This is a genomic window from Streptomyces sp. NPDC059002 (assembly GCF_042740435.1).
Taxonomy (GTDB): domain Bacteria; phylum Actinomycetota; class Actinomycetes; order Streptomycetales; family Streptomycetaceae; genus Streptomyces.
This window is the reverse complement of the sequence record NZ_JBHYJI010000009.1, coordinates 170,931-184,298: the sequence shown is the minus strand read 5'-3', so window position 1 is coordinate 184,298 and position 13,368 is coordinate 170,931. Positions and strand designations below refer to the sequence as shown.

Genomic DNA, 13,368 nt, shown 5'->3' with positions numbered 1-13,368 from the left:
TCCGGGGGACGAGGGGGCGTACGGATCAGGTGGTCCGCAGGTGGTCGAGCGCGTCGGCGAGACCCTGGCGGCCGACCGGGACCCCGGCGAGTTCGAGGCCCATCTGGACACCGGCGAGGGTTCCGGCGAGCGTGAGGTCGTTGAGGTGGCCGAGATGGCCGATGCGGAAGACCTTGCCCGCGAGCCGTCCGAGGCCGGTGCCGAGCGACATGTCGAAGCGCTCCAGGACGATCTTCCGTACGGCGTCGGCGTCCTGGCCTTCCGGCAGGAGCACGGCCGTCAGGGAGCCGGAGTGCTCGCGCTCGTCGGCACAGAGCACGTCGAGTCCCCAGCCGTGGACGGCACTTCGGGTGGCGGCGGCGTGCCGGGCGTGCCGGGCCCAGACCTGTTCGAGGCCCTCGTCGGCGAGCATGCGGAGCGCCTCGTCGAGGCCGTACAGGAGGTTGGTGGCGGGGGTGTACGGGAAGAACCCCGCCTCGTTCGCGTCGATGATCGGCGCCCAGTCCCAGAAGGACTTGGGCAGCCGTGACGTGCGGGACGCCGAAAGCGCCTTCTCGCTCACGGCGTTGAAGCTCAGGCCCGGCGGCAGCATGAGGCCTTTCTGGGATCCGGTCACGGTCACGTCGACGCCCCACGCGTCGTGCCGGTACTCGATGGAGCCCAGCGAGGAGACCGTGTCGACGAGCAGCAGCGCGGGGTGCCCGGCGTCGTCGATGGCGGCGCGGATCTCCGGTACGCGGCTGGTGACGCCGGTGGATGTCTCGTTGTGCACGACGCAGACGGCCTTGATCCGGTGCCCGGTGTCCGCGCGCAGGCGTTCGGCGGCGGCTTCGGGTGACGCGCCGTGCCGCCAGTCGCCGGGCACGAACTCCACGTCCAGGCCCAGGGATTGGGCCATGGTCCGCCACAGTACGGCGAAGTGGCCGGTCTCGAAGCAGAGCACGCGGTCGCCGGGGCTGAGCGTGTTGACCAGGGCGGCCTCCCACGCTCCGGTGCCCGATGCCGGGTAGACGACGACGGGGCCCGCCGTGCCGAAGACGGGTTTGAGCGCGTCGAGCAACCGGCGGGTGAGCGCGGCGAATTCGGGGCCCCGGTGGTCGATGGTGGGTGCGGCCATGGCGCGGAGCACCTGGTCGGGAACGTTGGTGGGTCCGGGGATCTGGAGGAAGTGACGGCCGGTCCGGATGGTCATTGCGCGAATCTCCCCTCCACGCTTGTGCCGTGAAACGGCACGGCGTATCGTGATGCGGCACGACGCAGCATAGGGTCGCCCCCGGCGAGGGTCAACGGCCCCGTCGCGGCGTCAACTGCGCCACCCGAGGGGGATCTTGATGCAGAACGTCCTCAACACCCTGCGCACACTGGAGGAGCTGGCGACCCGTCAGCCCATCGGCGTCGCCGAGCTCGCGCGAGCCGTGGACCTGCCGAAGAGCACGGTCCAGCGGGCGCTCGGCACCCTGCACACCGCGGGCTGGATCAAGCAGACGGGCGGGACGCCCACGCGCTGGACCCTCACCACGAAGGCGCTGCTCATCGGGCGGCAGGCCACGGGCGAACTGGGCGTGCGGGACGTGGCGGTGCCCGTGATGGAGAAGCTGCGCCGCGCCGTCGACGAGACGGTGCACCTCGCGGTTCCCGAGGGCGACCGCGTCGTCCTCGTCGAGCGCCTGGAGACGACCCAGCCGGTGCGGATCGTGCTGCCGCTCGGCCAGCCGCTGTCCGGGCACGCCTCCGCCAACGGCAAGGCGATCCTCGCCGCGGGATCCGCCGAGTCGATCGAGCGCCATCTCGCCCGCGGCCTGACGCACTTCACGGACACCACGATCGACGACCCCGACGCGCTGCGCGCCGAACTGGCCGCGGTGCGCAGCCGTGGATACGCCCTCAACCAGGGCGAATGGCGCGACGACGTGTCCGCGGTCGCCGCCGCGATCCTCGGCCCCGACGGCACTCCGGTGGCGAGCATGAGCATCAATCTGCCCAGCAGCCGCTGCGACCGGGAGCGCCTGGACGCGCTCGGAGCGCATGTGCGGGCGGCGGCCCAGGAGATCAGTGCGGCGCTCGGCTACGAAGCGCCCCTCGCGAGCCGCGCCGGGTAACTCCCGCGCCGCCGCACCCCCTTGACGGCGCGTGACAGCCGTCACATACTCGCCAACGCCGCAGGAGAGTTCCGCATAGTGGAACCCCAAGTCCATGCTGCGGACAGTCCCGGCCGACCTTCTCGGCCGCAGCCCGAAGGCGAGGACGTGTCATGGCAGACCATCTCATCGCGATCGGCGCACTGGTGCTCGTGTTCACCGTCGCCACCTTCACCTCGGTCCACATGGGAGTGCTCGCTCTCGTCGCCGCCTTCGCCGTCGGCTCAGCCGCCGCCGGCGAGAGCGCGGACGACGTCTTCGGCGGCTTCCCGGGGGACCTCTTCGTCGTACTCGTAGGAGTCACTTTTCTCTTCGCCATCGCGAAGAACAACGGCACCATCGAATGGCTCGTGGATGCCGCGACCCGGGCCGTGGGCGGCCGGATCGCCCTCATCCCGTGGGTCATGTTCCTGATCACCGCCATCCTCACCGCGGTCGGCGCCGTCGTGCCCGCCGCGGTCGGCGTCATCGCGCCCATCGGCATGAGCTTCTGCGTCCGGTACCGGATCAACCCGATGCTCATGGGCCTGCTCGTCACCAACGGCGCGAGCGCGGGCGGCTTCTCGCCCGCCAGCGTCTTCGGCAGCATCACCAACGGCGTCGTCGAACGCAACGACCTCTCGGGCAGCCCCGAGCTGCTGTTCACGATGTCCTTCCTCTTCAATGCCGCGCTCAGCGTCGTGGCGTACTTCCTCTTCGGCGGCCGGCACCTCATCGGCCGCCGCAGCACCGACGCAGGGACCACCCCCGAGCGGGACGCCGACGGGCTCGCCGCGCGGCCGGGCGGGGACACCGGAGGCGCCGCCCCCGAGGGCGGCGGCGCCACGACCGCGACCATCGCACCCGCAACGCCCACCGTCGCCCTGCGCCTCGACAGGGCCCGCACCCTGACCCTGCTCGGACTGCTCGGCATGGTCGCGGGGGCGCTCCTGCTCGACTACAACGTCGGGCTCATGGCGCTGACCGTGGTCGTCGTGCTCACCCTCGTCGACCCCGAATCGGCCAAGGGCGCCGTGGACCGCTGCGCCTGGTCCACCGTCCTGCTGGTGTGCGGGGTGGTGACCTATGTCGGCGTCATGGAGCGCCAGGGCACCATCGACTGGCTCGGCGAGAGCGTCGCGAAGATCGACTCACCGCTCGCGGGCGCCCTGTTGATCTGCCTCATCGGCGCCCTGGTCTCCGCGTTCGCCTCCACCACCGGGATCCTCGGCGCTCTGATCCCGCTCGCCGTACCGTTCTTGATGGATGGTCAGGTCAGCACGGTGGGACTGATCATCGCGCTCGCCGTCTCCTCGTCCGTCGTCGACTCCTCGCCGCTGTCGACCAGCGGGGCCCTGGTCGCCGCCAACGCCCCCGAGGACGTACGCCCCCAGGTGTTCACCGCGCTCATGAAGTGGGGCCTGTCCATGGCGATCGTCGCACCGCTCGCCACCTGGGCGCTCTTCGTCGTCCCGGGGCAAGGGTGACCGCCCGGACAGGACGCGCCCGGACGGAAGGCGGCCGCGCCCGGGGTGGGGGGAGAACCCGGGCGCGGACGCCGGTTCAGCGCGGCAGTCCCTGCCGACCCCGCCTGGCCGTCGCCACCAGCTCCGCCACCGTGGCGAGTTTGACCCGGGGCCGCCCGTCGCGGCGGCCCCGCGCGACCTCGGCGCGCTCGATCGCGGCCAGGCCACGGGCGTCGACGACCTGCCGGTTGCGGCGCCGGACCAGCCGGTGGAAACCCTTGCCCGCGTGCTTCGGTGCGGGCAGCGCACCGGCGACCGCGTCGGCGAGGAGCGTGGTCACCGTCTCGGCCGCGCAGGTGCGGTTGGCGCCGATGCCGCCGCTGGGGCCGCGCTTGATCCAGCCCACGACATACGTCCCCGGCCGCCCCACGACCCGGCCGCCCTCGTGCGGAACGGTGCCCGTGTCCTCGTCGAAGGGCAGCCCCGCGACCGGCACACCCCGGTACCCGATGGCGCGCACCAGCACGCCCGCCCGGATCGTGCCTTCTCCGGCCCCGCCCTCGACGCGCACCGCGTCGACCCGGTCGCCGCCGACGACCTCCACGGGCGTGCTGTGGAAGCGCAGGACGATCCGCCGACCCGGCGCGGGCGGGCCCTGCAGATCGGGCCGCGCCCGCGGGACGCCCTGCAGCACGACCGCCTTGTCCCGGGCGCGGGCGGACTCGACAGCGGGCGCGATCCGCGGGTCGTGGTCGTCCACGACCAGCTCCACGCCCGGCACATGGCGCAGCGCGAGGAGTTCGGACCTGGTGTACGCGGCGTCCTCGGGGCCGCGCCTGCCGAGCAGCACCACCTCGCGCACCTTGCTCGCGCGCAGCGCCGCGAGGGCGTGCTCGGCGATGTCGGTGCGGGCCAGGGCGTCGGGGTCGGCGAGCAGGATCCGTGCCACGTCGAGGGCGACGTTGCCGTTGCCGACGACGACCACGCGCTCGGCCGACAGGTCGACGGGGTCCCGCGCCGCGTCCGGATGGGCGTTGTACCAGGCCACGAAGGCGCTCGCGGAGACGCTGCCGGGCAGTTCCCCGCCGGGGACGGCGAGCCTGCGGTCGGCGGGGGCGCCCACGGCGTAGACGACCGCGTCGTGGTGGGCCGCGATCTCCTCGTGGGTGATGTCGGTGCCCACGTCGAGGCCCAGGTGCATGCGCACCCTCGGGTGGGCGTGGAAGCGCGCGAAGGTGTCGCCGACCTTCTTCGTCGCGGGATGGTCCGGCGCCACGCCGTACCGCACCAGGCCGCCGGCCACCGGAAGCCGGTCGATGAGCGTCACCTCGGCGCCGGTGTGCAGGAGCAGGTCCTGGGCGGCGTACATCCCCGCGGGGCCCGTGCCGACGACGGCGACCTTGAGCGGCGCGAAGTCCGCGGGCAGGACGCGCGGGAAGGACGGCTCGCCCCAGGCGTGGAAGTTGGGCCCGTCGGGGGCGGGTTCGGGCGCCGCGTCGTCGTAGTACGCGGCGTTGATGTCGGCGTACTCGCGCTGCGCGGCGGGCAGCCGGTCCACGGGAAAGATCGCGTCGACCGGGCAGGCGTCGGCGCAGGCGCCGCAGCCGATGCAGGTCTTGGGGTCGATGTGCAGCATCTCCGTGCTGCCGAACGCCCGTTCCTGCGGTGTCGGGTGGATGCAGTTGACGGGGCACACGGCGACGCAGGTGGCGTCGCTGCAGCAGGTCTGCGTGATGGCGTAGGTCATGTCGTCGGCTCGGCTCGGCTCGCTCGGAACAGGTCAGATCAGGTGGGCGCGCTTGTAGAACGCGAGGGCCGGGCGGGTGAGCAGCCGGGCGGAGGCAAGGAACTCCATGAGGCCCGAACAGCTCGACCGCATCATGGACTTGTGGTGTTCGTTGGCCTTCGCCTCGGCCAGCGCGCGCTTCTCGTCGAGTCCGGCGTTCGCGTACACCTTGGGGTTCACCATGCTCGTGACGATGTAGTACGACGCGACGGCCACCACGAAGGCGTTGATCTGGCGGCGCACCGCGCCCGCGCCGACGAGCCGCTTGCGCGTCTGGTCGCGGGCGAACTTCATGTGCCGCGACTCCTCGACGACATGGATGTTGTTGATCGTGCGGACGAACGGCACGACCCGCTCGTCCCGCATCCAGTCGCGCTGCATGACGTCGAGCACCTCTTCGGCCACGAGGATCGCCGCGTACGCCGCCTCGCCGAAGGCCACCGTCTTGAACACCCTGCCGAGTTCGGTGACGAACCGCTTCGGCCGGTAGGGCGGCGCCCCGAGCTTCTCGGCGCCGCGCGCGAACATGATCGAGTGCCGGCACTCCTCGGCGATCTCCGTGAGCGCCCACTGGACCTCGGCGCTCGTCGGATCCTTGGCGTACACGTCGCGCAGCACCATCTGCTGGAGAATCATCTCGAACCAGATGCCCGTGCTGGCCACCGAAGCGGCTTCCTGCCGCGTCAGCTCCTTGCGCTGCGCCTCGGTCAGCTCGCGCCAGTACGCGGTGCCGTAGAGCGTGCTCCACTCCGGGCTCGCGCCGTGGTGGTCCGGGTCGAGCGGCGTCTCCCAGTCGACCTCGGTGGCGGGGTCGTACGCCAGGACGGCGGCCGAGTCGAGCAACCGCCGCGCCACGTCGCCTTCCTGGGAGGCGTGGGCGGAGCGGTCCTGGGGGTGGTCCGGTGTGCTGGGGCGAACGGTGCTGCCTGCCATGCTGCGGCTCCTCGGCTCAGAAGTGTGCGCAGAACGGAACCGCGGCGCATCGTCCCTCCGCCCGCCGCGACCCCCTTGTTAGACAGACCGTATAACAAGGGGGTCGGCGGAGCCTACCCCCGAGTAAGAACCCCTTCTTCCGCGGAGTCCGCCGCGGCACTCGCGGGCGTCCACCGGATCCGCGTACCGCAGAGCGACACGACGAGCGCCGAAGCGGCGACGGCCCCGAGCCCCCAGACCAGGCTGCTGGCATGGGCGATGAACCCGATGAGCGGCGGCCCGGCGAGCAGTCCCGTCGTGCCCATGGCGGCGACGAGCGTCAGCGTGTCCGAGCCCTCGTTCGCCGCGGCCACATACACGCACGGGGTCACGGCCGCGACCCCGAGCCCCACACAGGCGAAGCCGAGGAGAGCGGGCACCAGACCGCCGCTGAGCAGGGCGACGGCCAGTCCGGCACCGGCCACCGCGCTGCCCACGACGACGATGCGGCCGTCGCCCCAGCGGCTGCGCCAGCCGTCGGCGAAGAGCCGGGCCACGACCATCATTCCGGAGACCACGGCGATGCCCAGGGGCGCCAGTTCCGCCGACGCCTTGGCCACGTCCTTCAGATAGAGGGCCGACCAGTCGTTCATGGCACCCTCCGTCACGGTGCCGAACGCCATGGCGGCGCACATCCACAGGGCCATGCGGGAGGGCAGGGACCAAGTGCCCTTCTTCTTCCCGGACTTCGACTGTTCCTGGGCCTTCTCCTGCTCCGGCTCCTTGCCCTTCTCCTCCGTGGCTCCTTCCTCCTCCGCCAGAAGTCCCGTCCGCGCGAGCGCGACGAGCAGGAGGATGATCAGCGCGGCGACGGCGAAGTGCACGGCGACCGTCGAGGTCACCGCGTTCATGGCGGAGGCGACGAGCGCGGCGAGCAGCGAACCGCCGCTGAACGTCGCGTGCAGCCGGGCCATGGCGTTGCGCTCGTGCCTGCTCTCCAGCGCGGCCCCCTGGGCGTTCATGGAGACGTTCAGACAGCCCACGAGGACACCGTCGGCCCCCAGCACGACGAGCGCGAGGGGGAAGTTCGGTGCCGCGGCGAGGGCCGGGAGCAGCAGGGCGAGGCCGATGGCCGAAAGGACCGCGAGGTGCCGGGAGGCGAAGCTCCTCATCAACACCGCGACCAGGGGGAACGAGACGGCCGCGCCCACCCCGGCGGCCATCAGGAGCACGCCGACCTCGGCCGCCGTGAGGTCGAGGTCCGCCTTGATGGCCGGGATCCGCGCCGCCCACGTGGCGTACTGGAAGCCCAGGGAGCAGAACAGGGCGGCGATCGCCAACTGGCCCCGGTGGAAAGGATCACGTACGCGGAGCACCCGCATCAGCCCACTTCTCTCAGCGACGGAGATATCTGCGGCGCGGCACCGGCCAGGGCCGCGCCCGCCGGCACCGCGCGGTACATGTACACGGCGTCCGGGCCGTAACCGGCCGGGGGCACGACGTCCCGGCGTCCGGTGAATCCCCGCGCCGCCCAGAACGTGTCGCTGCCGCCGACGGCGACCAGGGAGATCCGTTCGTAGCCGTGCGCGCGGGCCGTCTCCATGAGGTGGTCGACGAGGTGCCGCGCGAGCCCCCGGTGGCGCAGGTCCTCGGCGATGACGACGTCGTGCAGATGCAGATTGCGCGACGCGGGCGCGGCCCCTTCCGTGCTGCGCAGGTCCGGGTACTCGTGTTCCGGGTAGGGCAGCGCGAGGAGATAGCCCGCGAGCCGTGACCCGAGGTCGAGCGCGAAGCAGGTGCCGGGCGAGGCCCGCATCCGGGACTCCAGCTCGGCCCGTCCCTCCGACAGGCCGAGGGGGGTGTAGGCGCGGGCCTCCAGGGCGGTGATGCCGTCCCAGTCGGCGTCGGCGATGTGCCGTACGCGCACGTCATGACGCATGGGTGCCTCATGACTCGGCCGTGTCTCATGACTCATGCGTGCCGCCGTCGATCCACGTATAGGGAAGGGGACTGAACCCGTTGAAGCCCTGCGTCATATAGCTGGTCGCGTACGCGCCGCAGGAGAGCACCCAGACCGGGTCGCCCGATGCCAGTCCCTTGGGCACCGGGACGAGGCCGTCCTCGTGGGAGTAGGCGTCGTCGCTGTCGCAGGTGGGGCCCGCCACGACGGCAGGGACCGACTCGCCGTCCAGGTGCGAGGGGAAGACCAGCCGGTACTGCAACTGGTCCATTTCATAGAGGCCGTTGAACTTGCCGCAGCTCAGGTAGAGCCAGTACTGCCGCTCGCCGTTCGCCTGGCGGCGCGCGGACAGGCGGGAGACATGGGCGCGTATCGCCCCGTGGTCGGCGATGAGGTAGCGGCCGGGCTCCACGACGAAGTCGAGGCGGTGCCCGTGGATCTCCCGCAGCCGTTCCATGCCCTCGCGGATCACGGCGAAGATCTTGTCCATCGGGGGGTCGAGCGGTCTGCCGTGCTTGTCGCGGTAGCCGAGCGCGGGCAGCCCGCCGCCGAGATTGACGTGGTCGAGGGAGATCCCGCGCCGGTGCAGGGCGGTCAGGACGTCCGCCAGGCGGTCGAAGGCACCGCGCCAGGCGTCGGCCGTCATCTGCTGGGAGCCGACGTGCACGGACAGGCCCGCGGGAACGAGCCCCTTGCCCCGCGCGGCGGTCAGGACGTCCACGGCGTCGGCGGGCGAGCACCCGTACTTGTTGCTCAGGCCCCACAGGGCGCCCTCGCCGGTGGTCGCGAGACGGCAGAACACCCGGGTGCCAGGGGCGTGCACGGCGAGCGCCGTCACGTCCTCCAGGCAGTCGGTCGCGAAGTCCCTGATGCCGAGCCGGTGGGCGTCGATGATGTTGCGGTCGGACTTGACGGTGTTGCCGTAGTGGATCCTGGTGAGCGGCACACCCGCCCGCAGCGCCTGTTCCACTTCGTGCGGGCTCGCCGCGTCGACGCCGGAGCCGCGCAGCGCGAGGCGGGCGAGCACCTCGTCCACCGGGCAGGCCTTCATGGCGAACCGGACGGCGACGCCGGGCAGTTCGCGGCGCAGTGTGTCGTAGCGGGCCTCGATGCCCGGCAGGTCGTAGACGATCTGGTCCTCGGCGGCGGCCGCGAGGGCGTCGAGCAGGGGTTCGGTGTCGTACGTCATGGTGGCGCTCAACCGAACCGCCCCGGGGTCGGCTCGGCATCCGCGCTCGCCCGCACCAGGGGTCCCCACGCCTCGGTGAGCAGGGCGAAGTCCTCGATGTCGCGCCGCGCCTCGTCCAGCAGGCGCTCGCGGCGTTCGGCAAGGAGGTCGGCGAACTCGGCGTATCTGCCGCCCAGTCGACGGTAGGCGACGTCGATCCTGTCGAGCCGTTCGACGTTCTCGGCCCAGTCCAGGCGGGCGCTCTCCCTGGCGAACGCGGCGATGTCACGGGCGCTCACCCGGCCATCGTCGTCCAGGAGCGCCTCGCCGGCCCCGGCCATCCGGTCGTAGATGAAGTTGAAGTAGAGCATCGAGAGGAAGAACTTCACGAACCGCAGCTGGTATGCCATGAAGCCGGGGTCGGTGCGGCGTTCCTCGGTGTAGAAGTTGACGATGTTGCGGTTGTGCAGGACGCCGGGCAGGGCGGCGTCGTGGACGAGGTGGATGAGGAAGTAGTCGCTGCCGATGGTGTCGGTGGCGGGCGGCAGCGGGACGCGTTCGTGCACGTCGTGGAAGGCGATGTTGCACATGTCGACGCGCATCGGGTCGACGAGCGTCAGCGTCGCGTGGTCGCGGGTGAAGGTGTCGGAGCCCGCGCCGCGGAAGGATTCGTCGACGAGCTGCCGCTTCTCCTCGTCCGACCAGTGCACGGGCGCCCACAGGCTGACCACGTCGTAGTAGACGTCCGGGTCGATGCGGCAGATCTCGCCGATGTCCACGGAGAGTTCGCCGACGAAGGAGCTGCCCACCATCGCGACGCGCTTGTCGTGGTGCTCGGCGGCGAGGGCCGTCTCGGTGACGCCGGGGGCGGCGTCGGCCGCGCGCTTGCCGAGCGACATGAGCTCGTGGTGGACGGGGAAGACGGGCGCACCGTCGGCGACCTGGTAGTGGCTGTCGGAGTCCCTGCGGTGCACGGACTCGCAGCCGAGTGCGGCGGCCAGGAGGAAGGCGCGGTTGGTGCAGGCGCCGTAGGAGAGCCCGTCCGGCAGCATCAGGTCGAGCATCAGCTCGGGCTTGGCGACCTCGGCGCGGGCGATGACCCGGCGCAGGAAGTCGCGCTGCGCCGCCTCGTCGAGGTGGTGCGTGACGACCCGGGGGACGTCGCCGAGCGCGCGGACGGCCGCCGCGTGCCCGGCGAAGGTGGCGGGGTCGGAGGAGTCGAGGATCAGCAGGTGCACCTCGACGTCGAAGTGCGCCGCGGCGTAGGCGGCCTCGTCGCCGATGGCCGAAATGGTCTGGGGGCAGGCCCTGTTGGTGGGGAGTGTCAGGCAGATTCGGCGCATGCGTCTTCCCCGATCGCGTCGAAGGGCTGCCCGGTCCAGGACTTCAGGCCGAGGAGCTTGGCGCCGAGGTCGTCCAGGGCGGCCGTGCCGTACCTGAGGGACTCGTGCTGCTTGGCGTCGCCGAGCAGGGTGGCGTTCCAGTCGGGCGTGCTGAGGTTCTGCCAGGACTCGACGCGGGAGCGGCGCAGCTTCTCGTGGGATTCGAGCGCGGGCATCATCGAGAGGTACTGGACCGCGCGCACGCCGCTGCCCGAGGTGTTGGGGGCGACGCCGTGGGCCAGCAGGCCGTTCCAGATGAGCAGGTCGCCAGCCTCCAGTTCGGGGCGTACGACGGGCAGTTCGTCGCGGTCGATCGCGGGCCGGATCGGGTCGCGGTCGTCGGGCTGGAGCGCCTTCCACCGGTCGAACTGCCGGAACAGCTCGGGGCAGCACTGGAAGCCGCCGAGTTCCGCGTGCGTGTCGTCCAGGGCGATGATCCCCTGGACGCGCTGCGGCAGCACGCCGAGGGTGGTGTCGACGTCCCAGTGGAGGTTGATGTCGAAGCCTCGCTCGGTGGGCGCGATCAGGCCGCGGTCGCGGTTCTTGACGTTGGGCGGGTTGAGGTTGAGCCGGTCCAGGGTCACCCAGAGCTCTGCGCAGTCCCACACGTCGGCGAAGGCCTCGTACACCCGCCGCGTCTGGCGGCTGTCCCATATGAGCTGGTGGTGGTACGCCTCGACGAAGCCGTAGATGTGCAGCTCCCTGTCCAGGTCCGAGCGGTACTCGCGCTCCTCGTACCAGGTCTCGGGGCGCTCGGGGTCGAGCCCCTGGAAGTCCCAGGCGAAGTCGAGGAGTTGCTTGGCCGATGCGGCCGGGATGGCCTGCTTCACGACGACGTAGCCGTACGTCTGCCAGAAGGCGAACTCCTCCTCGGAGAGCACCTTGAGTTCGCGGGTCTTGGTCAGGTCACGCAGCTGGGTCTGGGCCAGATAGGTCTCGCCGTCCGAGCTGAAGTACGGGACGTCTGAGGGGGCTCGATGGAGGTAGCGGTCGGCCGCCGGCATGTGGTGCTCCAAGGTTCGGTTCTCTCTGCCGCTCGCGAGGGCAGCGCATGTCACACCCGCCCCACGTCGAACTCACGTAGCACCAAAATGGACTAGACCAACTCCCGCTGTCAACAAAAGAGTTGGGTGCCCTTGTTGACAGAAAAGCTCATATTCGCCCCCACTTCACGCGCCCTTCACGCGCCCGCTTTCCCCGTCGGAGACACTCCGGACGCCCTTGATCGGGCCGGGAAAATACCGCATTGGTACGGACCGGAATTCGCCTATCGGATGACGTCACGGCGCGCACGGGTGAACTTGGCGCAGGAATCCCGGACGCGGGGCGGGATCGATGACTGGATGCGGAGGGCGAGGTTCCATGCGCCTCCGCTCCCCTGCCGCCCGGTCCTTCAGGAGTTCCCCCATGTCTGCCCGAAAGTCCGCCCGCCCGTCCCTCTCGCTGCCCTTCCGGACACCCTTCCGTACGCCTTTTCGGACACCCTCGCGTACGTCGCCCCGCACCCCCATCGGTACGTCGCCCCGCACCTCCACCCCTACGCCGTCCACCGCATCGCGCCTCGCCCGCGCCGCCGCCTCCGCGGCAGCCGCCACCCTGCTCGCGACCGCGCTCCCCCTGGACGCCGCCGCCGCGCCCCGGGATACGGAGTACGCGGAGTACGTCGCGCTCGGCGACTCCTGGTCGGCCGATGTCGCCCTGCTGACGAACGTGTCGACCGAGCACGCTCCGTACGCCTGCTTCCAGTCGGCCTGGAACTACCCGAAGAAGGTCGCCAAGGCGCTCGGCGTCACGACGCTGCGCGACGCGACCTGCGGCAGCGCGACGACCGAGGACTTCGACAAGGCCCAGGACATCAACTACCTGGGCTTCATCCGGGGCACGAATCCGCGCCAGTTCTCCCGGCTCTCCCCCACCACCGACCTGGTCACCATCGGCATCGGCGGCAACGATGCCGGTCTCGCGAGCGCGGCCGCGTCCTGCTTCAATCTGCTGCCGTCCCTGGAACTGCTGCCCGGCCTCACCCTGCCCGCCCCGCTCGGCGGAGCGTGCAAGAAGGGCTGGGTGAAGCGGGGCGTCGACGAGATGTCGAAGCGGATCGCACCCGTCGAGGGCAAGGTGTACGACGCCCTGAAGCGCACCCATGAACTCGCCCCCGACGCCACCGTCCTCGTCGTCGACTACCTCGCCGGAGTCCCCCTCGACCACGGCTGCTACCCCTACGTCCAGGTCAACGACGGCGACCTGATGTGGCTCGGTGCCAAGCTCAAGGAGATCAACGACGCGCTGGCCAGGGCCGTCCGGCGGGCCGACCGCGACATCGCGGACTTCGACGTACGCCTGGTGGACACCTACAGCGGCAGCGTGGGCCACGACGTCTGCGGGCTGCCCGGCACCAAGTGGGTCGAGGGGTTCGTGCCCCTGACGGCCAATCCCCCCGGCCTCGCGGTGCCGCTCCACCCGAACGAGCTCGGCGCCGACCACCAGGCGGCCACCGTCCTCAAGACATTGGAGAAGTCCGAGTAACAGGTCCAGGCAATGACGGGATTACGGGATTTGGGGATTCCGGATTACACG

The 13,368-nt window shown here is 71.1% G+C and carries 11 protein-coding genes; 3 read left to right on the top strand and 8 right to left on the bottom strand.

Annotation, left to right across the window (positions count from 1 at the left end; genetic code table 11):
* Positions 1 to 25: 25 nt before the first annotated feature.
* Positions 26 to 1,192: a pyridoxal-phosphate-dependent aminotransferase family protein gene (locus ACFWZ2_RS11595; protein WP_384544857.1), complete on the bottom strand. Its 1,167-nt coding sequence runs from the start codon at positions 1,190 to 1,192 to the stop codon at positions 26 to 28.
* Between the two features lie 139 nt (positions 1,193 to 1,331).
* Here ACFWZ2_RS11595 and ACFWZ2_RS11590 point away from each other — a divergent pair, with 139 nt between their 5' ends.
* The gene (locus tag ACFWZ2_RS11590; protein ID WP_384544856.1) at positions 1,332 to 2,099 is read left to right on the top strand and encodes an IclR family transcriptional regulator; all 768 of its coding nucleotides are present in this window, start codon (positions 1,332 to 1,334) and stop codon (positions 2,097 to 2,099) included.
* Between the two features lie 152 nt (positions 2,100 to 2,251).
* Positions 2,252 to 3,604: an SLC13 family permease gene (locus ACFWZ2_RS11585; protein ID WP_384544855.1), complete on the top strand. Its 1,353-nt coding sequence runs from the start codon at positions 2,252 to 2,254 to the stop codon at positions 3,602 to 3,604.
* 76 nt (positions 3,605 to 3,680) lie between these two features.
* Here the strand turns inward: ACFWZ2_RS11585 and ACFWZ2_RS11580 are convergent, their stop codons facing one another.
* The 7 genes from ACFWZ2_RS11580 to ACFWZ2_RS11550 all read right to left on the bottom strand — a co-directional run bounded on the left by ACFWZ2_RS11580 (position 3,681) and on the right by ACFWZ2_RS11550 (position 11,795).
* Entirely contained in the window at positions 3,681 to 5,330 is a 1,650-nt protein-coding gene (locus tag ACFWZ2_RS11580) for an FAD-dependent oxidoreductase (RefSeq protein WP_384544854.1), read from the bottom strand.
* Between the two features lie 33 nt (positions 5,331 to 5,363).
* Positions 5,364 to 6,302, bottom strand: a complete 939-nt coding sequence (locus ACFWZ2_RS11575) for a diiron oxygenase (protein ID WP_384544853.1) — start codon at positions 6,300 to 6,302, stop codon at positions 5,364 to 5,366.
* A gap of 113 nt (positions 6,303 to 6,415) precedes the next feature.
* Entirely contained in the window at positions 6,416 to 7,663 is a 1,248-nt protein-coding gene (locus ACFWZ2_RS11570; RefSeq protein WP_384544852.1) for an MFS transporter, read from the bottom strand.
* A complete protein-coding gene (locus ACFWZ2_RS11565; RefSeq protein ID WP_384544851.1) occupies positions 7,663 to 8,220 on the bottom strand; it encodes a GNAT family N-acetyltransferase in 558 nt (185 codons plus the stop codon). Before ACFWZ2_RS11565 ends, ACFWZ2_RS11570 begins: the two co-directional genes overlap by 1 nt.
* Before the next feature lie 25 nt (positions 8,221 to 8,245).
* Positions 8,246 to 9,430, bottom strand: a complete 1,185-nt coding sequence (locus tag ACFWZ2_RS11560) for a type III PLP-dependent enzyme (RefSeq protein ID WP_384544850.1) — start codon at positions 9,428 to 9,430, stop codon at positions 8,246 to 8,248.
* Between the two features lie 8 nt (positions 9,431 to 9,438).
* Positions 9,439 to 10,752: a DUF6271 family protein gene (locus ACFWZ2_RS11555; RefSeq protein WP_384544849.1), complete on the bottom strand. Its 1,314-nt coding sequence runs from the start codon at positions 10,750 to 10,752 to the stop codon at positions 9,439 to 9,441.
* Positions 10,734 to 11,795 carry a phytanoyl-CoA dioxygenase family protein gene (locus ACFWZ2_RS11550; RefSeq protein WP_384544848.1) on the bottom strand — a complete coding sequence of 354 codons (1,062 nt, stop codon included), beginning with the start codon at positions 11,793 to 11,795 and terminating at the stop codon, positions 10,734 to 10,736. Before ACFWZ2_RS11550 ends, ACFWZ2_RS11555 begins: the two co-directional genes overlap by 19 nt.
* Before the next feature lie 403 nt (positions 11,796 to 12,198).
* On the opposite strand from ACFWZ2_RS11550, the gene ACFWZ2_RS11545 reads away from it, so the two are divergent.
* Positions 12,199 to 13,317 (top strand): SGNH/GDSL hydrolase family protein, encoded by a 1,119-nt coding sequence (locus ACFWZ2_RS11545; RefSeq protein WP_384544847.1) that lies wholly within the window; start codon positions 12,199 to 12,201, stop codon positions 13,315 to 13,317.
* Positions 13,318 to 13,368 lie beyond the last annotated feature (51 nt).

What these genes read in the sequence shown, in the direction of transcription:
- ACFWZ2_RS11595 (WP_384544857.1), bottom strand. Translation starts at nt 1,192, where the DNA reads ATGACCATCCGGACCGGCCGTCACTTCCTCCAGATCCCCGGACCCACC.
- ACFWZ2_RS11590 (WP_384544856.1), top strand. Translation starts at nt 1,332, where the DNA reads ATGCAGAACGTCCTCAACACCCTGCGCACACTGGAGGAGCTGGCGACC.
- ACFWZ2_RS11585 (WP_384544855.1), top strand. Translation starts at nt 2,252, where the DNA reads ATGGCAGACCATCTCATCGCGATCGGCGCACTGGTGCTCGTGTTCACC.
- ACFWZ2_RS11580 (WP_384544854.1), bottom strand. Translation starts at nt 5,330, where the DNA reads ATGACCTACGCCATCACGCAGACCTGCTGCAGCGACGCCACCTGCGTC.
- ACFWZ2_RS11575 (WP_384544853.1), bottom strand. Translation starts at nt 6,302, where the DNA reads ATGGCAGGCAGCACCGTTCGCCCCAGCACACCGGACCACCCCCAGGAC.
- ACFWZ2_RS11570 (WP_384544852.1), bottom strand. Translation starts at nt 7,663, where the DNA reads ATGCGGGTGCTCCGCGTACGTGATCCTTTCCACCGGGGCCAGTTGGCG.
- ACFWZ2_RS11565 (WP_384544851.1), bottom strand. Translation starts at nt 8,220, where the DNA reads ATGCGTCATGACGTGCGCGTACGGCACATCGCCGACGCCGACTGGGAC.
- ACFWZ2_RS11560 (WP_384544850.1), bottom strand. Translation starts at nt 9,430, where the DNA reads ATGACGTACGACACCGAACCCCTGCTCGACGCCCTCGCGGCCGCCGCC.
- ACFWZ2_RS11555 (WP_384544849.1), bottom strand. Translation starts at nt 10,752, where the DNA reads ATGCGCCGAATCTGCCTGACACTCCCCACCAACAGGGCCTGCCCCCAG.
- ACFWZ2_RS11550 (WP_384544848.1), bottom strand. Translation starts at nt 11,795, where the DNA reads ATGCCGGCGGCCGACCGCTACCTCCATCGAGCCCCCTCAGACGTCCCG.
- ACFWZ2_RS11545 (WP_384544847.1), top strand. Translation starts at nt 12,199, where the DNA reads ATGTCTGCCCGAAAGTCCGCCCGCCCGTCCCTCTCGCTGCCCTTCCGG.